A 17,900-nucleotide genomic window follows, 5' to 3' on the forward strand; every position below is an offset into this window, starting at 1 on the left:
TTTGAAAATTTAATGATATAAATGCAAAATAAAAATAGCATTTATTTTCAAAAAACAATGAACAAAACTTACAGTGGTTTAACGAATTTCTTCGTCTGTAGTAATTTCATATTCTCCAGCGTCTTCACCATAATACTTATTGTATCTACGTTTAAACATAGCGTATAAATGTGAAACTAACACTTTTAATATAGCATAAGCTGGGATACCTAAAATCACACCTACAATACCTAATAAGTTACCTGCACTTAATAAGATGAAAATAATTGTTAATGGGTGTATTTTAAGTGTTTTACCCATGACATTAGGTGAAATTAGATGTCCTTCTATAAACTGAACAGCGGTCCAAACTACAATCAATTTCAATAGCATAATTGGGGAAGTGATTAACGCAATGATTATTGCTGGTGATATCGCAATTGTAGGTCCTATGTATGGCACTACACTTGTAACAGCAGCAATTGATGCTAAAATCAAACTATAATCTAACCCGATAATGCTATAACCTATAAATAATAAAATACCAATACAAAATGAAACGATGATTTGACCTTGAATATAAGAACCAACTTGAACACTCATTTTGTCTAGTAAATCATGATAATCTTTTCTAAATTTAGGTGGCATTAATTTTGTAGAAAACTCTTTGAAACGATGACCATCTTTTAACATAAAGAATAACACAAATGGTGTCGTTGCAATTACTACACCAACATTTACAATCGCCTCAGCAAAATTCTTAATCTTTGAACCAAATCCATTAAAGTAATCTGAAACCATAGATGGCAATTTGTTAGCCAGCGCATCTAATTGCTCTTGAATTTGACTGTAGAAATTCGATATCAATGAATACTTAGTAACGCTATCTATAAATTGATTGACCTTATCCACATATGACGGAAAATTATTACCAAAACTTCTAAATTGCGACCCTATGACAGGTATTAAAAGGTTAATAACAAGTGCTATTACACCTACAATCAATAGGAATAATATGATTACGCCCCATACTCTAGAAATATTATACCGTTCCATTAAATTAACTAATGGGTTCAATAGATAATATAGAATAACTGAAACAATGATAGGTGCTACAATAGTATTAAAAACGATAATGAATGGTTTGAAAATATAAGATACTTGATCAAATATAAATATAGCTATGCCTACTAATATTAAAATTAACAAACCAAAAAGTAAGTCTTTCCCACCTGCAAACTTCATGAAGCGAGTTTCAGGAAAACTAAGCTTTAATTTATCTTTACTTTTCTTCTTTTCTTGTTGTACATTGTCTTCATTCGACATATAACTCACCATACCTTAAATTAATTCTTAAAAATAATAATTACTTATTAATATTATAAAAAGACGTACAAAACTCTATCACGAACAGCTTTAATAGTTTGTTGTACTATGCTTAATAATAACACATTCTATAAATAACAATCATCTATTATACTAAATTATAATTGTCATAGCGCTTCTGCATGGATTATTCACTATTCCTATATAATTAAACGCATTTTCCAAATATTTCTCAATAATTATTAAACCAACAGTAACATTGAATATAGGAAGGGCTATTGTCAAAAATGCCCTAAATATATTATTTAATTCAAAAAAAGAGGGAACCTTTATGGCCCCCGTTAAATAATGTTTTATCATTAATTTTACGTCGCTACTTCATTACTAGTATCACTATTACCTCGCAAATTAGCAGGAGTTTTATTAGCTTTCTTTTTCGGAATTGGCACAATATAATTACCAAATGGTAACTTACTAATTAAGTAAACGATGAATACAGATACAGCCACCGCTGCTATAAATACCCCAACAAACTTACTTTGAGCATCAATATTTTCAACAATAGGTAAACGTTTCACAAATTGGATTGCTACATAATGTACTAAATAAACTCCCATAGAGTAATTGCCTATTAACGTTAGCGTACGTAAAACAATTTTATTTTCTTTCACATATTCAAACATATAATTAAGAAATATAATAAAGAATGGGATATATATTATATTTGAAACATGTATAGAACTGTGTAAATTGTCTAAATCAATACTGATTAATAAATCAATAAATAATATGCCAATAATAATAGAAAGTAACACTTTATATCTAAATATCAGTTCTTTTATTTCATTGTAAAATTTCGCATAAACAATACCTAAAATGAAAAAAGATATCCAATTCATAATAAAAAGCTTATCATTAACAAATCGTTCTAGTCCTCCGCCATCAATTGCAACAGGACCCATCATTATCCAAACTATATTAGCTATAGTTGCAACTACGAATAAAGTAAGAATTGGCCACCCTTTTTTAAATTTGTGTACGAATGGAAATAAAAAGTAAAATTGGATTACAGTTAATATGAAATATAGATGGAAATTTGCTTTACCGAATATAAAATAATTGATTAGTTTACCATCATCTTCTAAATTATGTAAAAAATAAGCCCTATATAACAAATAAAAAACTGTCCATATAATATATGGGATTAAGATTTTGCTAAATCTTGATTTTATAAAATAATTCAAGCTAAAGCCTCTATGAATAACAGAAATAGTTAATAAAAAAGCACTAACTACCGCGAAAATAGGCGTGCCTAACCTTGCAATTTGGTTTATATAACCTAACCCGTCTGATGTAAACGAGCCTCCTGAAAGTGAGATACTATTAACTGTATGAATGGCAACAACAAGCATAGCCGCAACAGACCTAATTATAGGAATTTCATCATAGTATTTAATACGAAAACATCCCCTTTAAACATAACAACTTGAAAACTAATTTTATGATTTTTAATTATTATAGTAAAGCGAATTTGTATTTATAAATAAAAATATAATACTTTCATTACGTACTATTAAAAAACTTAACATTAAATTTATAAAATAAGACTAATTACACATTTATTTTTTTACAAAAACGCAATTTTGCCTTAAGGAAAATTCTAAATTAATTATTATTAGAAAAAAATACGACAGCACCATAATATAGTGTTGTCGTATCTTTCATTCTGAAATTATCCCAAGCTAGCATTTTTATATAGGCCTATATTTAAAGTACATTTGACGACCTGACTTCATTTTTTATATTTTCTGAATAGCAAACACTAGCTATAAACTTTAAACATTAGTTTCGTTAGTATGGTCGGCATCAATCATAAAATGGTAGACATGCAAAGTTAAATAAATAACTTCAGCCTCATATATTTTAATGCCCAATTCCTGTTGCAACATTTTCATTATTTTCAAAGCGATATTGAAACATAAAGGATACTGAGTTTTCAATAACTCTTCAAAAGCATTTGTTTTCTGCAAATTTTCACCAGTTCTCAATCTTTTAATTAAAAATTGAATATGTCTAATAAAGCGTTGGTACTGGACTGTGTCTTTTTCTATCTCTTGTTTTAAATCATGTTCTAAAATAAATATACTTTTATTAATCAAACGATTAATCAGTTCCATTTCACGTATAGATAAAGTTTCTGTATTAGAAGCTATATGTAACGCTATAAAACCTATTTCATCTTCTGGAAAATTCACATCTAATACATGGTTTAAACGATCGATTACTTTCTCAGCGATACCATATGCCTCAGTATATAATTGCTTTGTCTCTACAACAAAAGGATTATTTATTAATTGATTTTGTTTCAATCGATTATATGCAAATATAATATGATCTGTTAAAGATATGACCAATTTTTGATTATCTACCTTCATTACTGAATTCGTTATAATATTAACAGCTTCAATGACTGCTTGAATTAATGTGTCATCAGCTTGCTCAACCAGTGATTTATAATGATCTTGTTGAGACTTTTGGTCTAAAATATACGTTTTCTCAACTGTTTGATTTTCTTGCAAAGTCATGCCACTTTTTTTATTAAAACCAATGCCCTTAGCAATGAGCACATATTCTTCTTGTGCCTTTTTACAGATAATAACATTATTATTTAAAACCTTAGTTATCAGGTAATCACTCACATGAATCATCCTTCTTTTTCTGTCATTCAATATTATATAGTGGATTTTCAAAAATTGAAAGACATAAAAGAGCCTTTCAAATTCCCACTAATAAGTGATCTATTTGAAAGGCTCTGTATGTTAATATAAATAATATTTAATTATTTTTTCATGCCCCAACTTTCAATACCAAATAAATTAATTTCTAATTCTTCAGGTTTGAAAACAGGCTTTTTACCAGCTCTACGCTGACGTTGGTAATCGTTCATAACGGCAAAAGCAATATTTGATAATCCTATAATCGCCACTAAGTTAACAATTGCCATTAAGCCCATAAATACATCGGCAGTACTCCAAACAGTTTCAGTTTTAATTACTGAACCAACAAATACTAGCACAACAACTAAACATCTAAATATAAATAATATAGTTTTATTTTTAGATAAAAATTCAATATTAGATTGACCGTAGTAATAATTACCTACTACAGATGAAAAGGCAAACAATGTGATAGCGATTGTTAAGAATATACCGCCTCCACTACCCAAATGTTCATTTAGAGCAGATTGTGTAACAGCAACACCTTGTGCTGCATTGTTTCCAAATTCTAAACCTGTGTATAGTAAAATCATGATTGCTGTAGAAGTACAAACTAACATTGTATCAAAGAATACGCCTAACGATTGAATTAAACCTTGCTTCACTGGGTGTGGCGCAGCAGCTGTCGCAGCAGCATTAGGTGCTGACCCCATACCAGCTTCGTTCGAGAACAAGCCACGTTTTACACCTTGAAGGATTGCTGCTCCAACTGCACCACCAGTTGCTTGCTCAAATCCAAACGCGCTTTTAACGATAGTTGTTATCATTGGTATAATTTGATCATAATTAAATAACAATATCACAGCAACTAAACCAATATAAATAATTGCCATAAATGGTACGATTATTGAAGATAATTTAGCTATACTACGCACACCACCAAAAATAATAGCAGCTGTAACAATTGCTAAAATAATACCAGTTACAATTGGACTTATATTATATTGCGTCTTTAAAGATTCTGCAATTGTGTTTGACTGAACTGTATTAAACACAAATGCAAATGTAACTGTGATTAGCACAGCAAAGACAACACCTAGCCATTTTTGATTTAAACCTTTAGTTATGTAATACGCTGGGCCTCCACGGTAGCCACCGTCCTCATCAGGAACTTTATACACTTGAGCTAAAGTTGCTTCTATAAAAGCACTAGCAGCACCGATAAAAGCAATAATCCACATCCAAAATACCGCTCCTGGGCCACCAAGTACAATTGCAGTTGCAACCCCCGCAATATTACCAGTTCCAACACGAGATCCAGCACTAATTGCAAATGCTTGGAATGGTGAAATCCCTTTCTTACCATTATCTAAAGTTTCAGGTTTCTCACCAATTGCACGAAACATTTCTGGAATCCATCTTAATTGAACAAATTTTGAGCCAATTGTAAAAAATATACCGGCTGTTATTAACAATCCAATTAAATACTGCGACCAGATTAAATCATTCCCGACTTGAACAAATGTTTTGAACCAATCTGGAATTAAACTATCAAAATCTCTCAATTTAATCCCTCTCATCTATGTATATTTAATTTCAAAATTAGAGCAAGAGATTTATAGCTATATTCATAGTAATACACCTTAAATTATTACTATGAGTTTAAGTGGAAAAATATGAATAACAATAACTAAACACATCTTTTCCTTACGCTATAAACCTCTTTTTTAATTATTTATTGCACCTAACTGGTATTTTATCACTATACAGTTGTATTTACTAACAATTTTTTATAAGATATTTTATTTTACTTCTAAATCTTTTATTTCACCGAAATCGCTAGTATCTACGATAAAGCTACCATTTGTATATTGTTCTGATAAGTGGATATCTTTTATTGAGCCAGTTTCTTGCTGTTTGTCAGAGTATATTGTATAAGTTGTTTGGTCTGGTTGAATGACTGCAGCGTCTATAATGCGGTGTGGCGCTTTCTTCAATTCTTTTAATAATGTAATACCACGTTGGGCACGTTTAGCTATTTGTAACACTTTAAAGCTGATGCGTTTTAAAGATCCACGTTGTGTCGCCATTAATATCGTATTATTTGAAGTTACAATATCTGTTAATACCGTATGATCTTCATCTTTTAAGTTAATAGATTTAACACCTGCAGCTCTCAAGCCTGTATCAGAAAGTTCATCACTATCGTAAGTAAGCGACATGCCTTTATTTGTTACCACAGTAATCAATTGCGGTTCTGATATACGCATAACACTTATAATTTCATCATTGTCTTTCAATTTCATGGAAACGAGTGGTTTATTATAGCGTGTTGTTTTGAACATGGATACGTTACTCTTTTTAATCATCCCATTACGTGTCGCTAATATATAAAACGCTTCTGGTTTAAAATCACTTTCACAATAAGCGTTTATAACGTGCTCGCCTTCATCAAGTGGCACAATTTGAGAGACATGCTGCCCTAAATCTTTCCATTTTATATCAGCTAACTTATGAACTGGTATAAATAGATAGCGACCTTTATTTGTAAACACTAGCGCTGTATCTAAAGTGTTGGCTTCTTCATATTTCATAATCGAGTCGCCATCTTTAGTACCTACTTCGCCTACGCCACTTGCATTAAAACTACGTAATGAAGTTCGTTTAATATAACCATGTTTAGTAATACTCATAATCACAGTTTCACTAGGAACCATCACTTCTTTATCAATTTTAATCTCTGAAATCTCAGCTTCTATAGAGGATAGACGATTTTGTTTAAATCTGTTACGAATTTCGGTTAATTCCTCTTTAATTACATTTAATAATGCATCATGATTATCTAAAATATTTCTCAAACGCTCAATTAATGCTTTCAATTCATCATGTTCTTGTTGTAACTGAACAATATCTGTATTCGTCAAACGATACAATTGTAATGTCACTATCGCTTCCGCTTGAGCTTCAGTAAAGTCATATTCAGCTACCAAATTATCTTTAGCATCTTTTTTATTTTTTGAAGCTCTAATAAGTTTAATCACTTCGTCTAATATAGATAAAGCTTTCATTAAACCTTCAACGATGTGCATTCTACTCTCAGCATGGTCTAGTTCATAACGTGTACGTTTCGTTACAACATCAATTTGATGATTTAAATAACTATCTATAAATTGACGAATACCCATTAATACTGGTCGTCCTTCACTAATAGCAACCATGTTAAAGTTATATGAAACTTGTAAATCTGTATTTTTATAAAGGAAATTAGCTACGGCTTCACTATTAATATCTTTTTTCAATTCGATTGCAATACGTAATCCTGTACGGTCAGTTTCGTCTCTAACTTCGACGATGCCATCAACCTTTTTATCAGCACGTAATTCATCCATTTTTTTAACCAATGCACTCTTATTAACTTCATAAGGTACTTCTGTAACAATTAGTTGTTTTCTACCATTTCTTAATTCTTCAACCTCAACCTTCGAACGAACTACGATCTTCCCTTTACCTGATTCATAAGCTTTCTTAATACCATCCACACCTTGGATAATACCGCCTGTTGGAAAGTCAGGGCCTTTGACATATTTCATCAATTGATTCACTGTTATGTCCGGGTTATCAATAAATTTAAGTGTTGCTTGAATCACTTCTCCTAGGTTATGTGGTGGAATATCTGTAGCATAACCAGCAGAAATCCCAGTACTACCATTTATCAATAAATTAGGAAGTCTTGCAGGCAAGACCATCGGTTCCATTGTCGTATCGTCATAGTTTGGCATAAATGGCACAGTTTCTTTGTTAATATCTCTTAAAAGTTCTTCTGAGAGACGACTTAATTTTGCTTCAGTATAACGCATTGCAGCAGCTGGGTCATTATCGATACTACCGTTATTACCTTGCATTTCTATAAGTACATGACGTAGTTTCCATCCTTGACTTAAACGCACCATCGCATCATATACAGACGTATCACCGTGTGGATGATACTGGCCTATAACATCACCGACAGTTTTAGCACTTTTACGAAAATTTTTGTCGTAAGTGTTACCGCTTGAATACATTGCATATAAAATACGTCTTTGAACAGGCTTGAGACCGTCACGAACGTCTGGCAATGCACGCTCTTGAATGATGTATTTACTATATCTACCAAAACGATCGCCAATAACATCTTCTAGCGATAAATCTTGAATTACTTCACTCAATTTACTTCCTCCTCATTAGGCGCTTCCTGTTCCAATATTTGAATTTCATTATTATCTAAAATACTTTGTTGTTCTTGTAAACCAAATTCGACATGATTTTCAATCCATTCACGTCTTGGTGCAACTTTGTCACCCATTAGTGTTGTAACACGTTTAGATGAACGTAACTCATCTTCAACTTGCACTCTAATCAATGTTCTTGTATCAGGGTTCATAGTCGTTTCCCACAATTGGTCAGCATTCATTTCACCAAGACCTTTGTAGCGTTGCAATGAGAAACCTTTTCCTAATTTTCGTTGCAATTTTTCTAATTCTTCATCTGTCCAAGCATATTCTACTTTTTTAGATGCACCTTTACCTTTTTCAAGTTTATAAAGTGGTGGTAACGCAATAAATACACGGCCAGCTTCAACTAATGGTTTCATATATTTAAAGAAAAATGTTAATAATAACACTTGAATATGCGCACCATCTGTATCGGCATCTGTCATAATAATGATTCTATTATAGTTACTATCTTCAATTTTGAACTCATTACCGACACCAGCGCCAATAGTATGAATAATTGTATTAATTTCTTCATTTTTAAAGATATCATCAAGGCGTGCTTTCTCAGTATTTATTACTTTACCTCTAAGCGGTAAAATCGCTTGATATTTACGGTCACGACCTAACTTTGCAGAGCCACCCGCTGAATCACCTTCGACAAGGTATAATTCTTTTTTCTCCGTATTTTTACTTTGTGCAGGTGTAAGCTTACCAGATAGCAAAGTATCTTTACGTTTATTTTTCTTACCTGAACGCGCATCTTCTCTAGCTTTACGCGCTGCTTCTCTAGCTTGTTGCGCCTTTAAAGCTTTTTTAACTAATGATTTAGATAATTGACCCTTTTCTTCCAAATAATACGGTAGTTTGTCAGCTACGACTGAATCTACTGCACTTCTGGCTTCAGGTGTGCCCAGCTTAGATTTAGTTTGTCCTTCAAATTGTAACAATTCTTCAGGAATTCGAATTGAAATAATCGCAGTTAAACCTTCTCTTATATCATTACCATCTAAATTTTTATCTTTATCTTTTAATTCATTAATACGACGTGCATAATCGTTAAACACACGGGTCATAGCTGTTTTAAATCCAACTTCATGTGTCCCACCATCTTTTGTACGCACATTATTAACGAAACTTAATATACCTTCTGAATATTGATCGTTATACTGGAATGCAACTTCCACTTCAATATTATTAGCTTCCCCAGAGAAATCTGCTACATCATGTAATACTTCTTTCCCTTCATTGACATAAGCAACGAATTCTTTAATACCATCTTCATAATGGAAGATATCTTCACGTTCTTTGCCTGCTCTTAAGTCTTTTAGAGTGATTCTCAAACGTTTAAGTAAAAATGCTGATTCTTGTAGCCTTTCACTTAAAACTTCATAATTGAATGACGTAGATGCTTTAAATATTTCTGGGTCTGGCTTAAATGTTACTTTAGTACCAGTCTTTTTAGTCTTACCATGTTTTTTTAAACCAGTTGTTGGTTTCCCGCCATCTGCAAAACTTTGAGTATATATGTTACCATCTCTATAAATTTCAACTTCTAACCATTCACTCAAAGCGTTGACAACTGAAGCACCAACACCGTGTAAACCACCAGAAGTCTTATATCCGCCTTGTCCAAATTTTCCACCTGCATGAAGTATCGTAAAAATGACTTGAACAGTAGGTTTTCCAGAAGTATGAATACCAGTAGGCATTCCACGTCCATTGTCTTCTATAGTAATGCTCTCATCTTTATTTATCGTAACAGTGATTTCGCTACCGAAACCATTTAATACTTCATCGACGGAATTATCGACAACTTCATATACTAGATGATGTAATCCACGTTTATCGGTAGAACCAATATACATCCCAGGTCTTTTTCTAACGGCCTCTAGTCCCTCAAGTACCTGAATGGAATCATCCGAATAATTATTTTTTTTATTCATTGCCAATCGTTTCGCCCTCCTACAAACGTACGTTCGTTTTTAAAACTATACATTAGTTATTCTTATATAAATCTTGATAAATTGCAAGTATCAAATCAATTTTCAATAGATAAATGCTTTTCATTTAAAATTTTTATTCGTATTATGATGGTCTTATGTGGTAAAATAATTTTAATGTCATTAAAGGATGTGGATTATATATGATGATTATAATCATGTTAATACTAAGTTACCTCATTGGTGCTTTTCCAAGTGGCTATGTAATAGGTAAATTATTTTTCAAAAAAGATATTCGACAATTTGGTAGTGGCAATACTGGCGCAACAAATAGCTTTAGAGTACTAGGGAAACCTACAGGGTTTTTAGTTACTTTTCTAGATATTTTTAAAGGATTTATTGTTGTCTTTTTCCCACTATGGTTGCCTGTTCATGCGGAAGGTACAATTAGTACATTTTTCACAAATGGACTTATCGTAGGTGCTTTCGCGATTCTAGGTCATGTATATCCAGTTTATCTTGGTTTTAAAGGCGGTAAAGCCGTTGCTACAAGTGCTGGTGTCATACTAGGAGTTAATCCTGTCTTATTATTAATATTAGCAGTAATTTTCTTTGGAATATTATATTTAACAAAGTATGTATCACTCTCAAGTATCATTGCATCAATTTGTTGTGTTATTGGTGCATTATTAATTCGAGATTATATCCTCTTTGTTGTTAGTATTGGTGTAGGCGTGCTACTGATAATTAGGCACCGTACTAATATTGTAAGAATATTTAAAGGTGAAGAGCCTAAAATAAAATGGATGTAACTATTACAAAAGTCGCAGTATAAAAACAAATAAACTTTTCAAACAAACGCTAAGCTGGGACATTAAGATGTTTCCAGCTTTTTAACATTGTATCTATTATACTACGTAAACAATGTTTTATCATAGTATTTCTATAGTTCATATTTTCGTAAATCATTTATCGAAATTAATTGAAAAATTATGTTATACTACTTTTAACGTTACTCAAAGTGGGTAATATATAAATTACTAATGTAAAAATTAGTAACCAACGTTCATAAGTGAAAGCTTATGGATCGAAAGGAGACTTTTATTATGGAAATAGAACTTTCAGATAATGCTGTATCTTGGTTTAAGGAAGAACTAGATTTACCAGAAGATGACAAAGTCTTACAATTCTTTGTACGTTATGGCGGAGAATTCCAATTAAAACAAGGGTTTAGTCCCGCTTTCAGCGTAGACAAGAAAAATGACGTAGAAATTGGTTACGAAAACCATTACGATGGACTAGATGTCGTAATCGCTGAAAAAGATTTATGGTATTTTGAAGACCACAATTTATACATTGATGTTAGTAACAGTATTGATGAAATTTCATATGCCACTAAATAAATCTTAAATTGTCCTATGGAGTTTTCTAATTCATTTGGCTTTAATTTTATTAATAAGCGTATGAAATATTTATACATTTTTAAATAAATCATGATATATAGTAATAAAAAAGCGTTCGGGTACCCCCAAACGCTTTTTTATTTAATTTAATTTTAGTATTGTTAATTCTCTTAAGCATTTCACTATACTAGTGATTTAATGCAACACCTACATTATATGCCTTTAATAACTTCTAAATTCTCGCCTAACTTATTTCTTTCAGCGACGTCGCTATAAACAGCGTGCCATTCAGGGAAATATCTATCTAATCGTATTGGCTTGAAATCTTCTTTTTTAATACAAGTCAATGTAGTTGATCCTGTGGTAGCTAATTCTCCCGCTTCATTATATATTTCGTAGCAATATACAGATCGTAATCTAGAATACTTTTCAACCCATGTTTTAATTTTTACCGTTTCTGGATAAAAAATTGATTTGATATATTTAATATCCAAATCAACAACTGGAGAAATGATACCTGAATCTTCCATGGCTTTATAACTAAAACCTAATTTAGAGATATAATCTGTACGCGCTACCTCAAACCAAGTTGGATAGTTACCATGATAAATCACACCCATTTGATCAGTCTCTGAATAGCGTGATTCAATTTGTGTCATACTGTAAATCATTATAAACGTCCTCTTTTCAATTGTTCATGTTATATATTATTTACTATTAAATATTAACATAAAAATTTCAGTATAGCATTTTACCAGTTTATCGCTTAGAATGCTGAGAAAAATTACTTATAACCTATTACCTATTCTATATTCATTTACCCTACGTCACTTAAAGATAATGCTATTTCAAAATATGGCTAATCTATCCGTAAATTTATAATATAGTTATAACTTTAAAGCAATGCATCATACACATATTTATACGTCTTTAATTATAATTTTGAGGCTGAGACATATCTATATATGCCTCAGCCTCGTCTAAATCTTTATTATTTAATTAATACTTCTAACCTTAAAAATTATTCAGCTAATTTATTTCTTAATACTAATTGAAGAATACCACCATGACGGTAATAATCCATTTCAACATTAGAATCGAAACGAGCCATTGCTTCAAACTCTATTACATCGCCGTTTTCTTTCTTAGCTTGTACTTTTACGAAATCATGCGGTTTTACATTTTCATCAATATCTACTGAAATAACTTCAGTACCATCGATACCAAGGCTATCCGCAGATTCGCCTTCTTTGAATTGTAATGGTAAAACACCCATCATTACTAAGTTTGAACGGTGAATACGTTCATAACTTTGTGCGATAACTGTTTTAACACCTAGTAAGTTTGTACCTTTAGCCGCCCAGTCACGAGATGAACCCATACCGTAATCATTACCAGCTAAAACAACTAAACCAGTGCCGTCTTCTTTGTATTTCATAGCAGCGTCAAATATTGGCATTTGTTCGCCTGTTGGCCAATAAGTTGTGAAACCACCTTCAGTGCCTGGTGCTAATTGGTTTTTAATACGGATATTCGCAAATGTACCACGTACCATTACTTCATGGTTACCACGACGAGAACCATACGAGTTAAATTGACGAATAGGAACGCCATGGTCAAGTAAATATTTACCTGCAGGCGTATCTTTACCAATTGCACCCGCTGGAGAAATATGGTCAGTTGTTACTGAATCTCCAAATTTACCCATAACTCTTAAGTCTTTTAATGAATCAATTGTGCCTGGTTCTTTAGAAAGACCTTGGAAGAATGAAGGATTTTGGATATAAGTTGATTCAGGATCAAAGTCATATAACGGTTGATCCGTAACATCAATTTCATTCCACATTTCATTATTATTATATACAGTTTCATATTCTTCTTTAAATAGTTTTGGAGTAACAACTGTATCAACAGTGTCTGAAACTTCTTTAATTGATGGCCAAATATCTTTTAAGTAAACATCTTCTCCATCTTTACCTTTACCAAGTGGTTCATTTTGTAAATCGATATCCACAGTTCCTGCTAGTGCATATGCAACAACTAATTGTGGTGAAGCTAAATAGTTAGCTTTAACTAATGGGTGGATACGACCTTCAAAGTTACGGTTACCTGATAATACAGAAGAAACAAGTAAATCTTCGTCAGCAATTGCTTTTTCAATTTCTTCTAGTAATGGACCAGAGTTACCGATACAAGTTGTACAACCATAACCAACAAGGTTAAAGCCTAAATCATCAAGATATTCAGTTAAGCCTGAATCTCTTAAATATCCAGTAACAACTTTAGAACCTGGCGCTAATGATGTTTTAACATATTCAGGGACTTTCAACCCTTTTTCTACCGCTTTCTTAGCAACTAGCCCTGCACCTAACATAACATATGGGTTAGATGTATTTGTACATGATGTAATCGCTGCAATCGCTAAATCACCAGTTTTCATTGTAGTTGATGTACCATCCTTGAATTCGATTGTTGCAGTTTTATCGAATTCACTTTCATCAAAACCGTGACCCTGGTTACCTGCTGGTGCAGTAACTGATTTTTCAAATTCTTTCTTCATGTCGCTTAAGAAAATTAAATCTTGCGGACGTTTTGGTCCTGATAATGATGGTTCAACAGTAGATAAATCTAATTCAACTACATCAGTATATTCAGGGTCCTCTTTTTCAACAGTAAAGAACATGCTATTTTCTTCTAAATATTTTTTCACTAGATCAATTTGTTCATCAGTACGTCCTGTTAGGCGCATGTATTTTAATGCTTCTTCGTCTACTGGGAAGAAACCACAAGTAGCACCATATTCTGGTGCCATGTTAGCAATTGTTGCACGGTCTGCTAATGGTAAGTGTTGTACACCTGGACCAAAGAACTCAACAAATTTTCCAACTACACCTTTTTTACGTAATTCTTGAGTTACACGTAAAGCTAAATCTGTTGCAGTCGCACCTTGAGGTAATGCGTTGGATAATCTAACACCGATTACTTCAGGAATTGGGAAATATGATGGTTGACCAAGCATACCAGCTTCAGCTTCAATACCACCTACACCCCAACCTAATACACCAAGGCCATTAATCATTGTTGTATGTGAGTCAGTACCTACTAATGTATCAGGGAAAGCTACTGTTTCTCCATCTACATCACGTGCATGAACAACATTAGCTAGATATTCTAAGTTCACTTGGTGAACAATACCAGTTGCTGGTGGTACAGCGCTATAATTGTTAAATGCTTTTGTAGCCCAATTTAAAAATTGATAACGTTCATAGTTTCTTTCAAACTCTAATTTCATATTGCGCTCTAATGCGTCTGGATTTGCATAGCTATCAACTTGAACTGAGTGGTCAATAACTAAATCTACAGGTACTTCAGGATTAATTTTATTTAAATCTCCACCTACATCATTCATTGCTTTACGTAATGACGCCAAGTCAACAACTGCAGGTACACCTGTAAAGTCTTGTAAGATAACACGAGAAGGTTTGAAAGGTACTTCGCCTTCAGTTCCATTAGTAAATTCTGATAACGCTTTAATATGTTCATCAGTAATTACAAAGCCATCCTCTTGTCTTAATACAGATTCTAGTAATACTCTAATTGAATATGGCAATTTTGAAACTTTCGTTAAACCTTGTTCTTCTAAAGTATTCAAATCATAAAAAGTATATGATTTGCCATTTAACTCGAACGATTTTTTCGATTGCTGTTTGATATTAGAAGCCATATAAATCCCCCTTGAAATTTTTGTAATATATATGCCGTTATTTAAATTGTATAATTATATGTCCTTTAAAACAACTAGCTAGGGCAAGAAACATCTATAATTTAGATTTGAATTTTCAATCGGTATGTATAAGGAAAACTTATCTTAACTTTGGTGTGTAATAAGTTATTATTATCAATTGAGAATCATTATCAACCTCTTGTCACATGTTCCTCATTATATTTTATAAATAAAAAAAGCTGAGTATCCAAATGGATACTCAACTTTTTATTCTAAAGTGATTTTATTGATCTGCTTTTTCTGCATTTCTAAGTGGTTTACGTTGTTCAATAATATCGTCTTCATAATCTTCTTGTTGATGCTGTAAGTAATCTTGTAATCTATGTTTATTAGGCGTCAATGTTAAACCTAAGAATTTACGTTCTTGGTTAGCATCTTTATAGAATGAAATCATCATCATAATTACTACAAATGAGAACGGTAAAGCACTTATAATGGCGGCACTTTGAATTGCATTCAGTGCTTCTGCGCCATTTCCTCCACCTGCAAATAGTAATACAAAGGCGATTAGTGATTGTGCAGCGCCCCACGTCAATTTGACAACATTTGATGGCTCTAATGAACCATAAGTTGTTTGCATCCCTAGTACAAATGTTGCAGAGTCTGCCGATGTAATAAAGAATGATGCAATTAATACTAAAGTTACAATAGATAATATCATTCCAATTGGCATTTCATGAAATACTCCGAAAAGTTGTGTTTCAGCAGTCATATCAAATAATTCTGGATTTTTCTTACCAGTTTCAATGCCTAATACGCCAAACACACTGAACCAAACGAAACTTATAAGTGTCGGTACTAACAGTACGCCACCAATAAATTCACGTATAGAACGTCCTTTAGATACACGCGCAATAAAAATACCTACGAATGGACTCCAACTTAACCACCAACCCCAATAGTAAAGTGTCCAACTAGACATCCATTCACGTTTTTGAGGGTTTTGTGCCGCTGTATCAAATGTATTTAATAAGAATGAGTTTAACAAACTCCCTGTTGAACTTGTCATCATATTCAAAATCAATACTGTCGGACCAATAATGAGCACAGCAATCATCAAGATTGCACCTAAACTAATGTTTAAGTTACTTAAATACTGAATACCTTTACTCAATCCAGACCAAGCACTCATCATAAATAAGATTGTTACTACAACTATGATTATAGCTTGTACCCAAACATTGTTTGGTATACCGAATAAGTAATTAAGACCTCCATTAATTTGTAACGCGCCCATACCTAGTGATACGGCCACACCTACTACTGTAGCAAATACAGCAAGTACATCAATGATTGTCCCAATTGGTCCTTCAACTTTGTTACCTAAGATAGGACGTAATGTTCTTGAAATAAGTCCTGGTTCGCCTTTTCTAAATTGAGCGTAAGCTAGTGCTAATGCAACAACACCATATATTGCCCATGCATGGAATCCCCAATGGAAAAATGTTGAACGTAATGCTTCTGTATATGCTGCTGTTGTTTTTGGATCTGCATTTGGCGGAGCTGCAAAATCAGCCATTGGTTCTGCTGCACCGTAGAATACAAGTCCAATCCCCATACCAGCACTGAATAACATCGCAAACCATGAAATTGTGTTAAATTCAGGTTTGTCATTTGGTTTACCTAATTTTAATTTCCCAATAGGGCTGAAAATTAGAAATACACAGAAGAAAACTATAAACGTTGTAAGAATTAAGTAATACCATCCAAGTTTATCTGTAATCCATAGTTTAATCGTATTCGTAACATAATCAAATTGTCCCGGTAAAACTGCACCAATAATAACAACAATTGCTACGATAATCGCACTATAGATAAAAACAGGAGATATCTTCTTACCATCAGGTTGGTTACTAGAAGAATTCATAATTAATTACTCCCTTTCTTATCCTATTAAATTTTCAAGCCAAATAGAACTTTCATTTTTTCAAAAAGATTCTATTTAAGTATTAACCACGTATTAGAATAACAAAACAATGCATTAATATCAAATTTCATTAAAAAAACTATTCTCTTACTTTTAAATATATTGTATAATAATCTTTAAAATTAAATAAAAGGGAGTTTACCATATGTTTCAAGAGTTTAAAGAATTTGCATTAAAAGGCAATGTCTTAGATTTAGCGGTAGCTGTAGTTATGGGAGCAGCATTCAACAAAATTGTTACAGCTTTAGTTTCATTTATCATTATGCCATTAATCGGATTGATTTTTGGTACAGTTGATTTCGCTGAGAGCTGGTCATTCATGGGAATTAAATACGGTATGTTCGTTCAGTCAATCATAGATTTTATCATTATTGCATTCGCATTATTTATTTTTGTGAAGATTGCGAATACGCTAATGAAAAAAGAAGAAGAAGAAGAAATCGAAGAGAATACAGTTTTACTTACTGAAATTCGTGATTTATTACGTGAAAAAAATTAATTTAATATACTAAAAAAACGAGAGTCCTAGCAGAATAAAAACTACTAGAACTCTTTTTATTTATCTTATTTC

General features: G+C 32.3%; 12 protein-coding genes. 3 read left to right on the top strand and 9 right to left on the bottom strand.

Translation table 11 applies throughout. From position 1 onward, the window contains the following. Positions 1-78: 78 nt before the first annotated feature. The 6 genes from ACF91D_RS18460 to parE all read right to left on the bottom strand — a co-directional run bounded on the left by ACF91D_RS18460 (position 79) and on the right by parE (position 10,218). The gene (locus ACF91D_RS18460; RefSeq protein ID WP_039066625.1) at positions 79-1,305 is read right to left on the bottom strand and encodes an AI-2E family transporter; all 1,227 of its coding nucleotides are present in this window, start codon (positions 1,303-1,305) and stop codon (positions 79-81) included. A gap of 365 nt (positions 1,306-1,670) precedes the next feature. Continuing rightward, complete coding sequence (locus ACF91D_RS18465) at positions 1,671-2,762, bottom strand: acyltransferase (RefSeq protein ID WP_327620702.1); 1,092 nt, start codon at positions 2,760-2,762, stop codon at positions 1,671-1,673. Between the two features lie 378 nt (positions 2,763-3,140). After that, positions 3,141-4,004: a glucose PTS transporter transcription antiterminator GlcT gene (gene glcT, locus ACF91D_RS18470; protein ID WP_039066628.1), complete on the bottom strand. Its 864-nt coding sequence runs from the start codon at positions 4,002-4,004 to the stop codon at positions 3,141-3,143. Positions 4,005-4,144: 140 nt separating this feature from the next. Beyond that, positions 4,145-5,587 carry a glutamine transporter AlsT gene (gene alsT / locus ACF91D_RS18475; RefSeq protein WP_101094471.1) on the bottom strand — a complete coding sequence of 481 codons (1,443 nt, stop codon included), beginning with the start codon at positions 5,585-5,587 and terminating at the stop codon, positions 4,145-4,147. Positions 5,588-5,824: 237 nt separating this feature from the next. Next, a complete protein-coding gene (parC, locus tag ACF91D_RS18480) occupies positions 5,825-8,227 on the bottom strand; it encodes a DNA topoisomerase IV subunit A (RefSeq protein WP_101094472.1) in 2,403 nt (800 codons plus the stop codon). Next, the gene (gene parE / locus ACF91D_RS18485) at positions 8,224-10,218 is read right to left on the bottom strand and encodes a DNA topoisomerase IV subunit B (RefSeq protein ID WP_172643863.1); all 1,995 of its coding nucleotides are present in this window, start codon (positions 10,216-10,218) and stop codon (positions 8,224-8,226) included. Before parE ends, parC begins: the two co-directional genes overlap by 4 nt. A 200-nt stretch (positions 10,219-10,418) precedes the next feature. On the opposite strand from parE, the gene plsY reads away from it, so the two are divergent. Together plsY and ACF91D_RS18495 are read left to right on the top strand one after the other, a co-directional pair. Next, entirely contained in the window at positions 10,419-11,027 is a 609-nt protein-coding gene (plsY, locus tag ACF91D_RS18490; RefSeq protein ID WP_039066634.1) for a glycerol-3-phosphate 1-O-acyltransferase PlsY, read from the top strand. Between the two features lie 294 nt (positions 11,028-11,321). Next, the gene (locus ACF91D_RS18495; RefSeq protein ID WP_017724387.1) at positions 11,322-11,618 is read left to right on the top strand and encodes a HesB/YadR/YfhF family protein; all 297 of its coding nucleotides are present in this window, start codon (positions 11,322-11,324) and stop codon (positions 11,616-11,618) included. A 212-nt stretch (positions 11,619-11,830) separates the two neighbouring features. Here the strand turns inward: ACF91D_RS18495 and menI are convergent, their stop codons facing one another. From menI to ACF91D_RS18510, 3 genes are all read right to left on the bottom strand, one after another. Next, positions 11,831-12,289: a 1,4-dihydroxy-2-naphthoyl-CoA hydrolase MenI gene (gene menI, locus ACF91D_RS18500; RefSeq protein WP_039066635.1), complete on the bottom strand. Its 459-nt coding sequence runs from the start codon at positions 12,287-12,289 to the stop codon at positions 11,831-11,833. A gap of 350 nt (positions 12,290-12,639) precedes the next feature. Then, the gene (acnA, locus tag ACF91D_RS18505; RefSeq protein WP_069793118.1) at positions 12,640-15,342 is read right to left on the bottom strand and encodes an aconitate hydratase AcnA; all 2,703 of its coding nucleotides are present in this window, start codon (positions 15,340-15,342) and stop codon (positions 12,640-12,642) included. Between the two features lie 283 nt (positions 15,343-15,625). Further along, positions 15,626-17,269 (bottom strand): BCCT family transporter, encoded by a 1,644-nt coding sequence (locus ACF91D_RS18510; RefSeq protein ID WP_039066638.1) that lies wholly within the window; start codon positions 17,267-17,269, stop codon positions 15,626-15,628. Positions 17,270-17,474: 205 nt separating this feature from the next. Between ACF91D_RS18510 and mscL the strand changes: the two genes are divergently transcribed. Beyond that, the gene (gene mscL, locus ACF91D_RS18515; protein WP_039066639.1) at positions 17,475-17,828 is read left to right on the top strand and encodes a large conductance mechanosensitive channel protein MscL; all 354 of its coding nucleotides are present in this window, start codon (positions 17,475-17,477) and stop codon (positions 17,826-17,828) included. Positions 17,829-17,900 lie beyond the last annotated feature (72 nt).

The organism is Staphylococcus sp. 231237_7MaSpsaltlick, assembly GCF_043107035.1.

What these genes read in the sequence shown, in the direction of transcription:
- ACF91D_RS18460 (WP_039066625.1), bottom strand. Translation starts at nt 1,305, where the DNA reads ATGTCGAATGAAGACAATGTACAACAAGAAAAGAAGAAAAGTAAAGAT.
- parE (WP_172643863.1), bottom strand. Translation starts at nt 10,218, where the DNA reads ATGAATAAAAAAAATAATTATTCGGATGATTCCATTCAGGTACTTGAG.
- plsY (WP_039066634.1), top strand. Translation starts at nt 10,419, where the DNA reads ATGATGATTATAATCATGTTAATACTAAGTTACCTCATTGGTGCTTTT.
- ACF91D_RS18495 (WP_017724387.1), top strand. Translation starts at nt 11,322, where the DNA reads ATGGAAATAGAACTTTCAGATAATGCTGTATCTTGGTTTAAGGAAGAA.
- menI (WP_039066635.1), bottom strand. Translation starts at nt 12,289, where the DNA reads ATGATTTACAGTATGACACAAATTGAATCACGCTATTCAGAGACTGAT.
- acnA (WP_069793118.1), bottom strand. Translation starts at nt 15,342, where the DNA reads ATGGCTTCTAATATCAAACAGCAATCGAAAAAATCGTTCGAGTTAAAT.
- ACF91D_RS18510 (WP_039066638.1), bottom strand. Translation starts at nt 17,269, where the DNA reads ATGAATTCTTCTAGTAACCAACCTGATGGTAAGAAGATATCTCCTGTT.
- mscL (WP_039066639.1), top strand. Translation starts at nt 17,475, where the DNA reads ATGTTTCAAGAGTTTAAAGAATTTGCATTAAAAGGCAATGTCTTAGAT.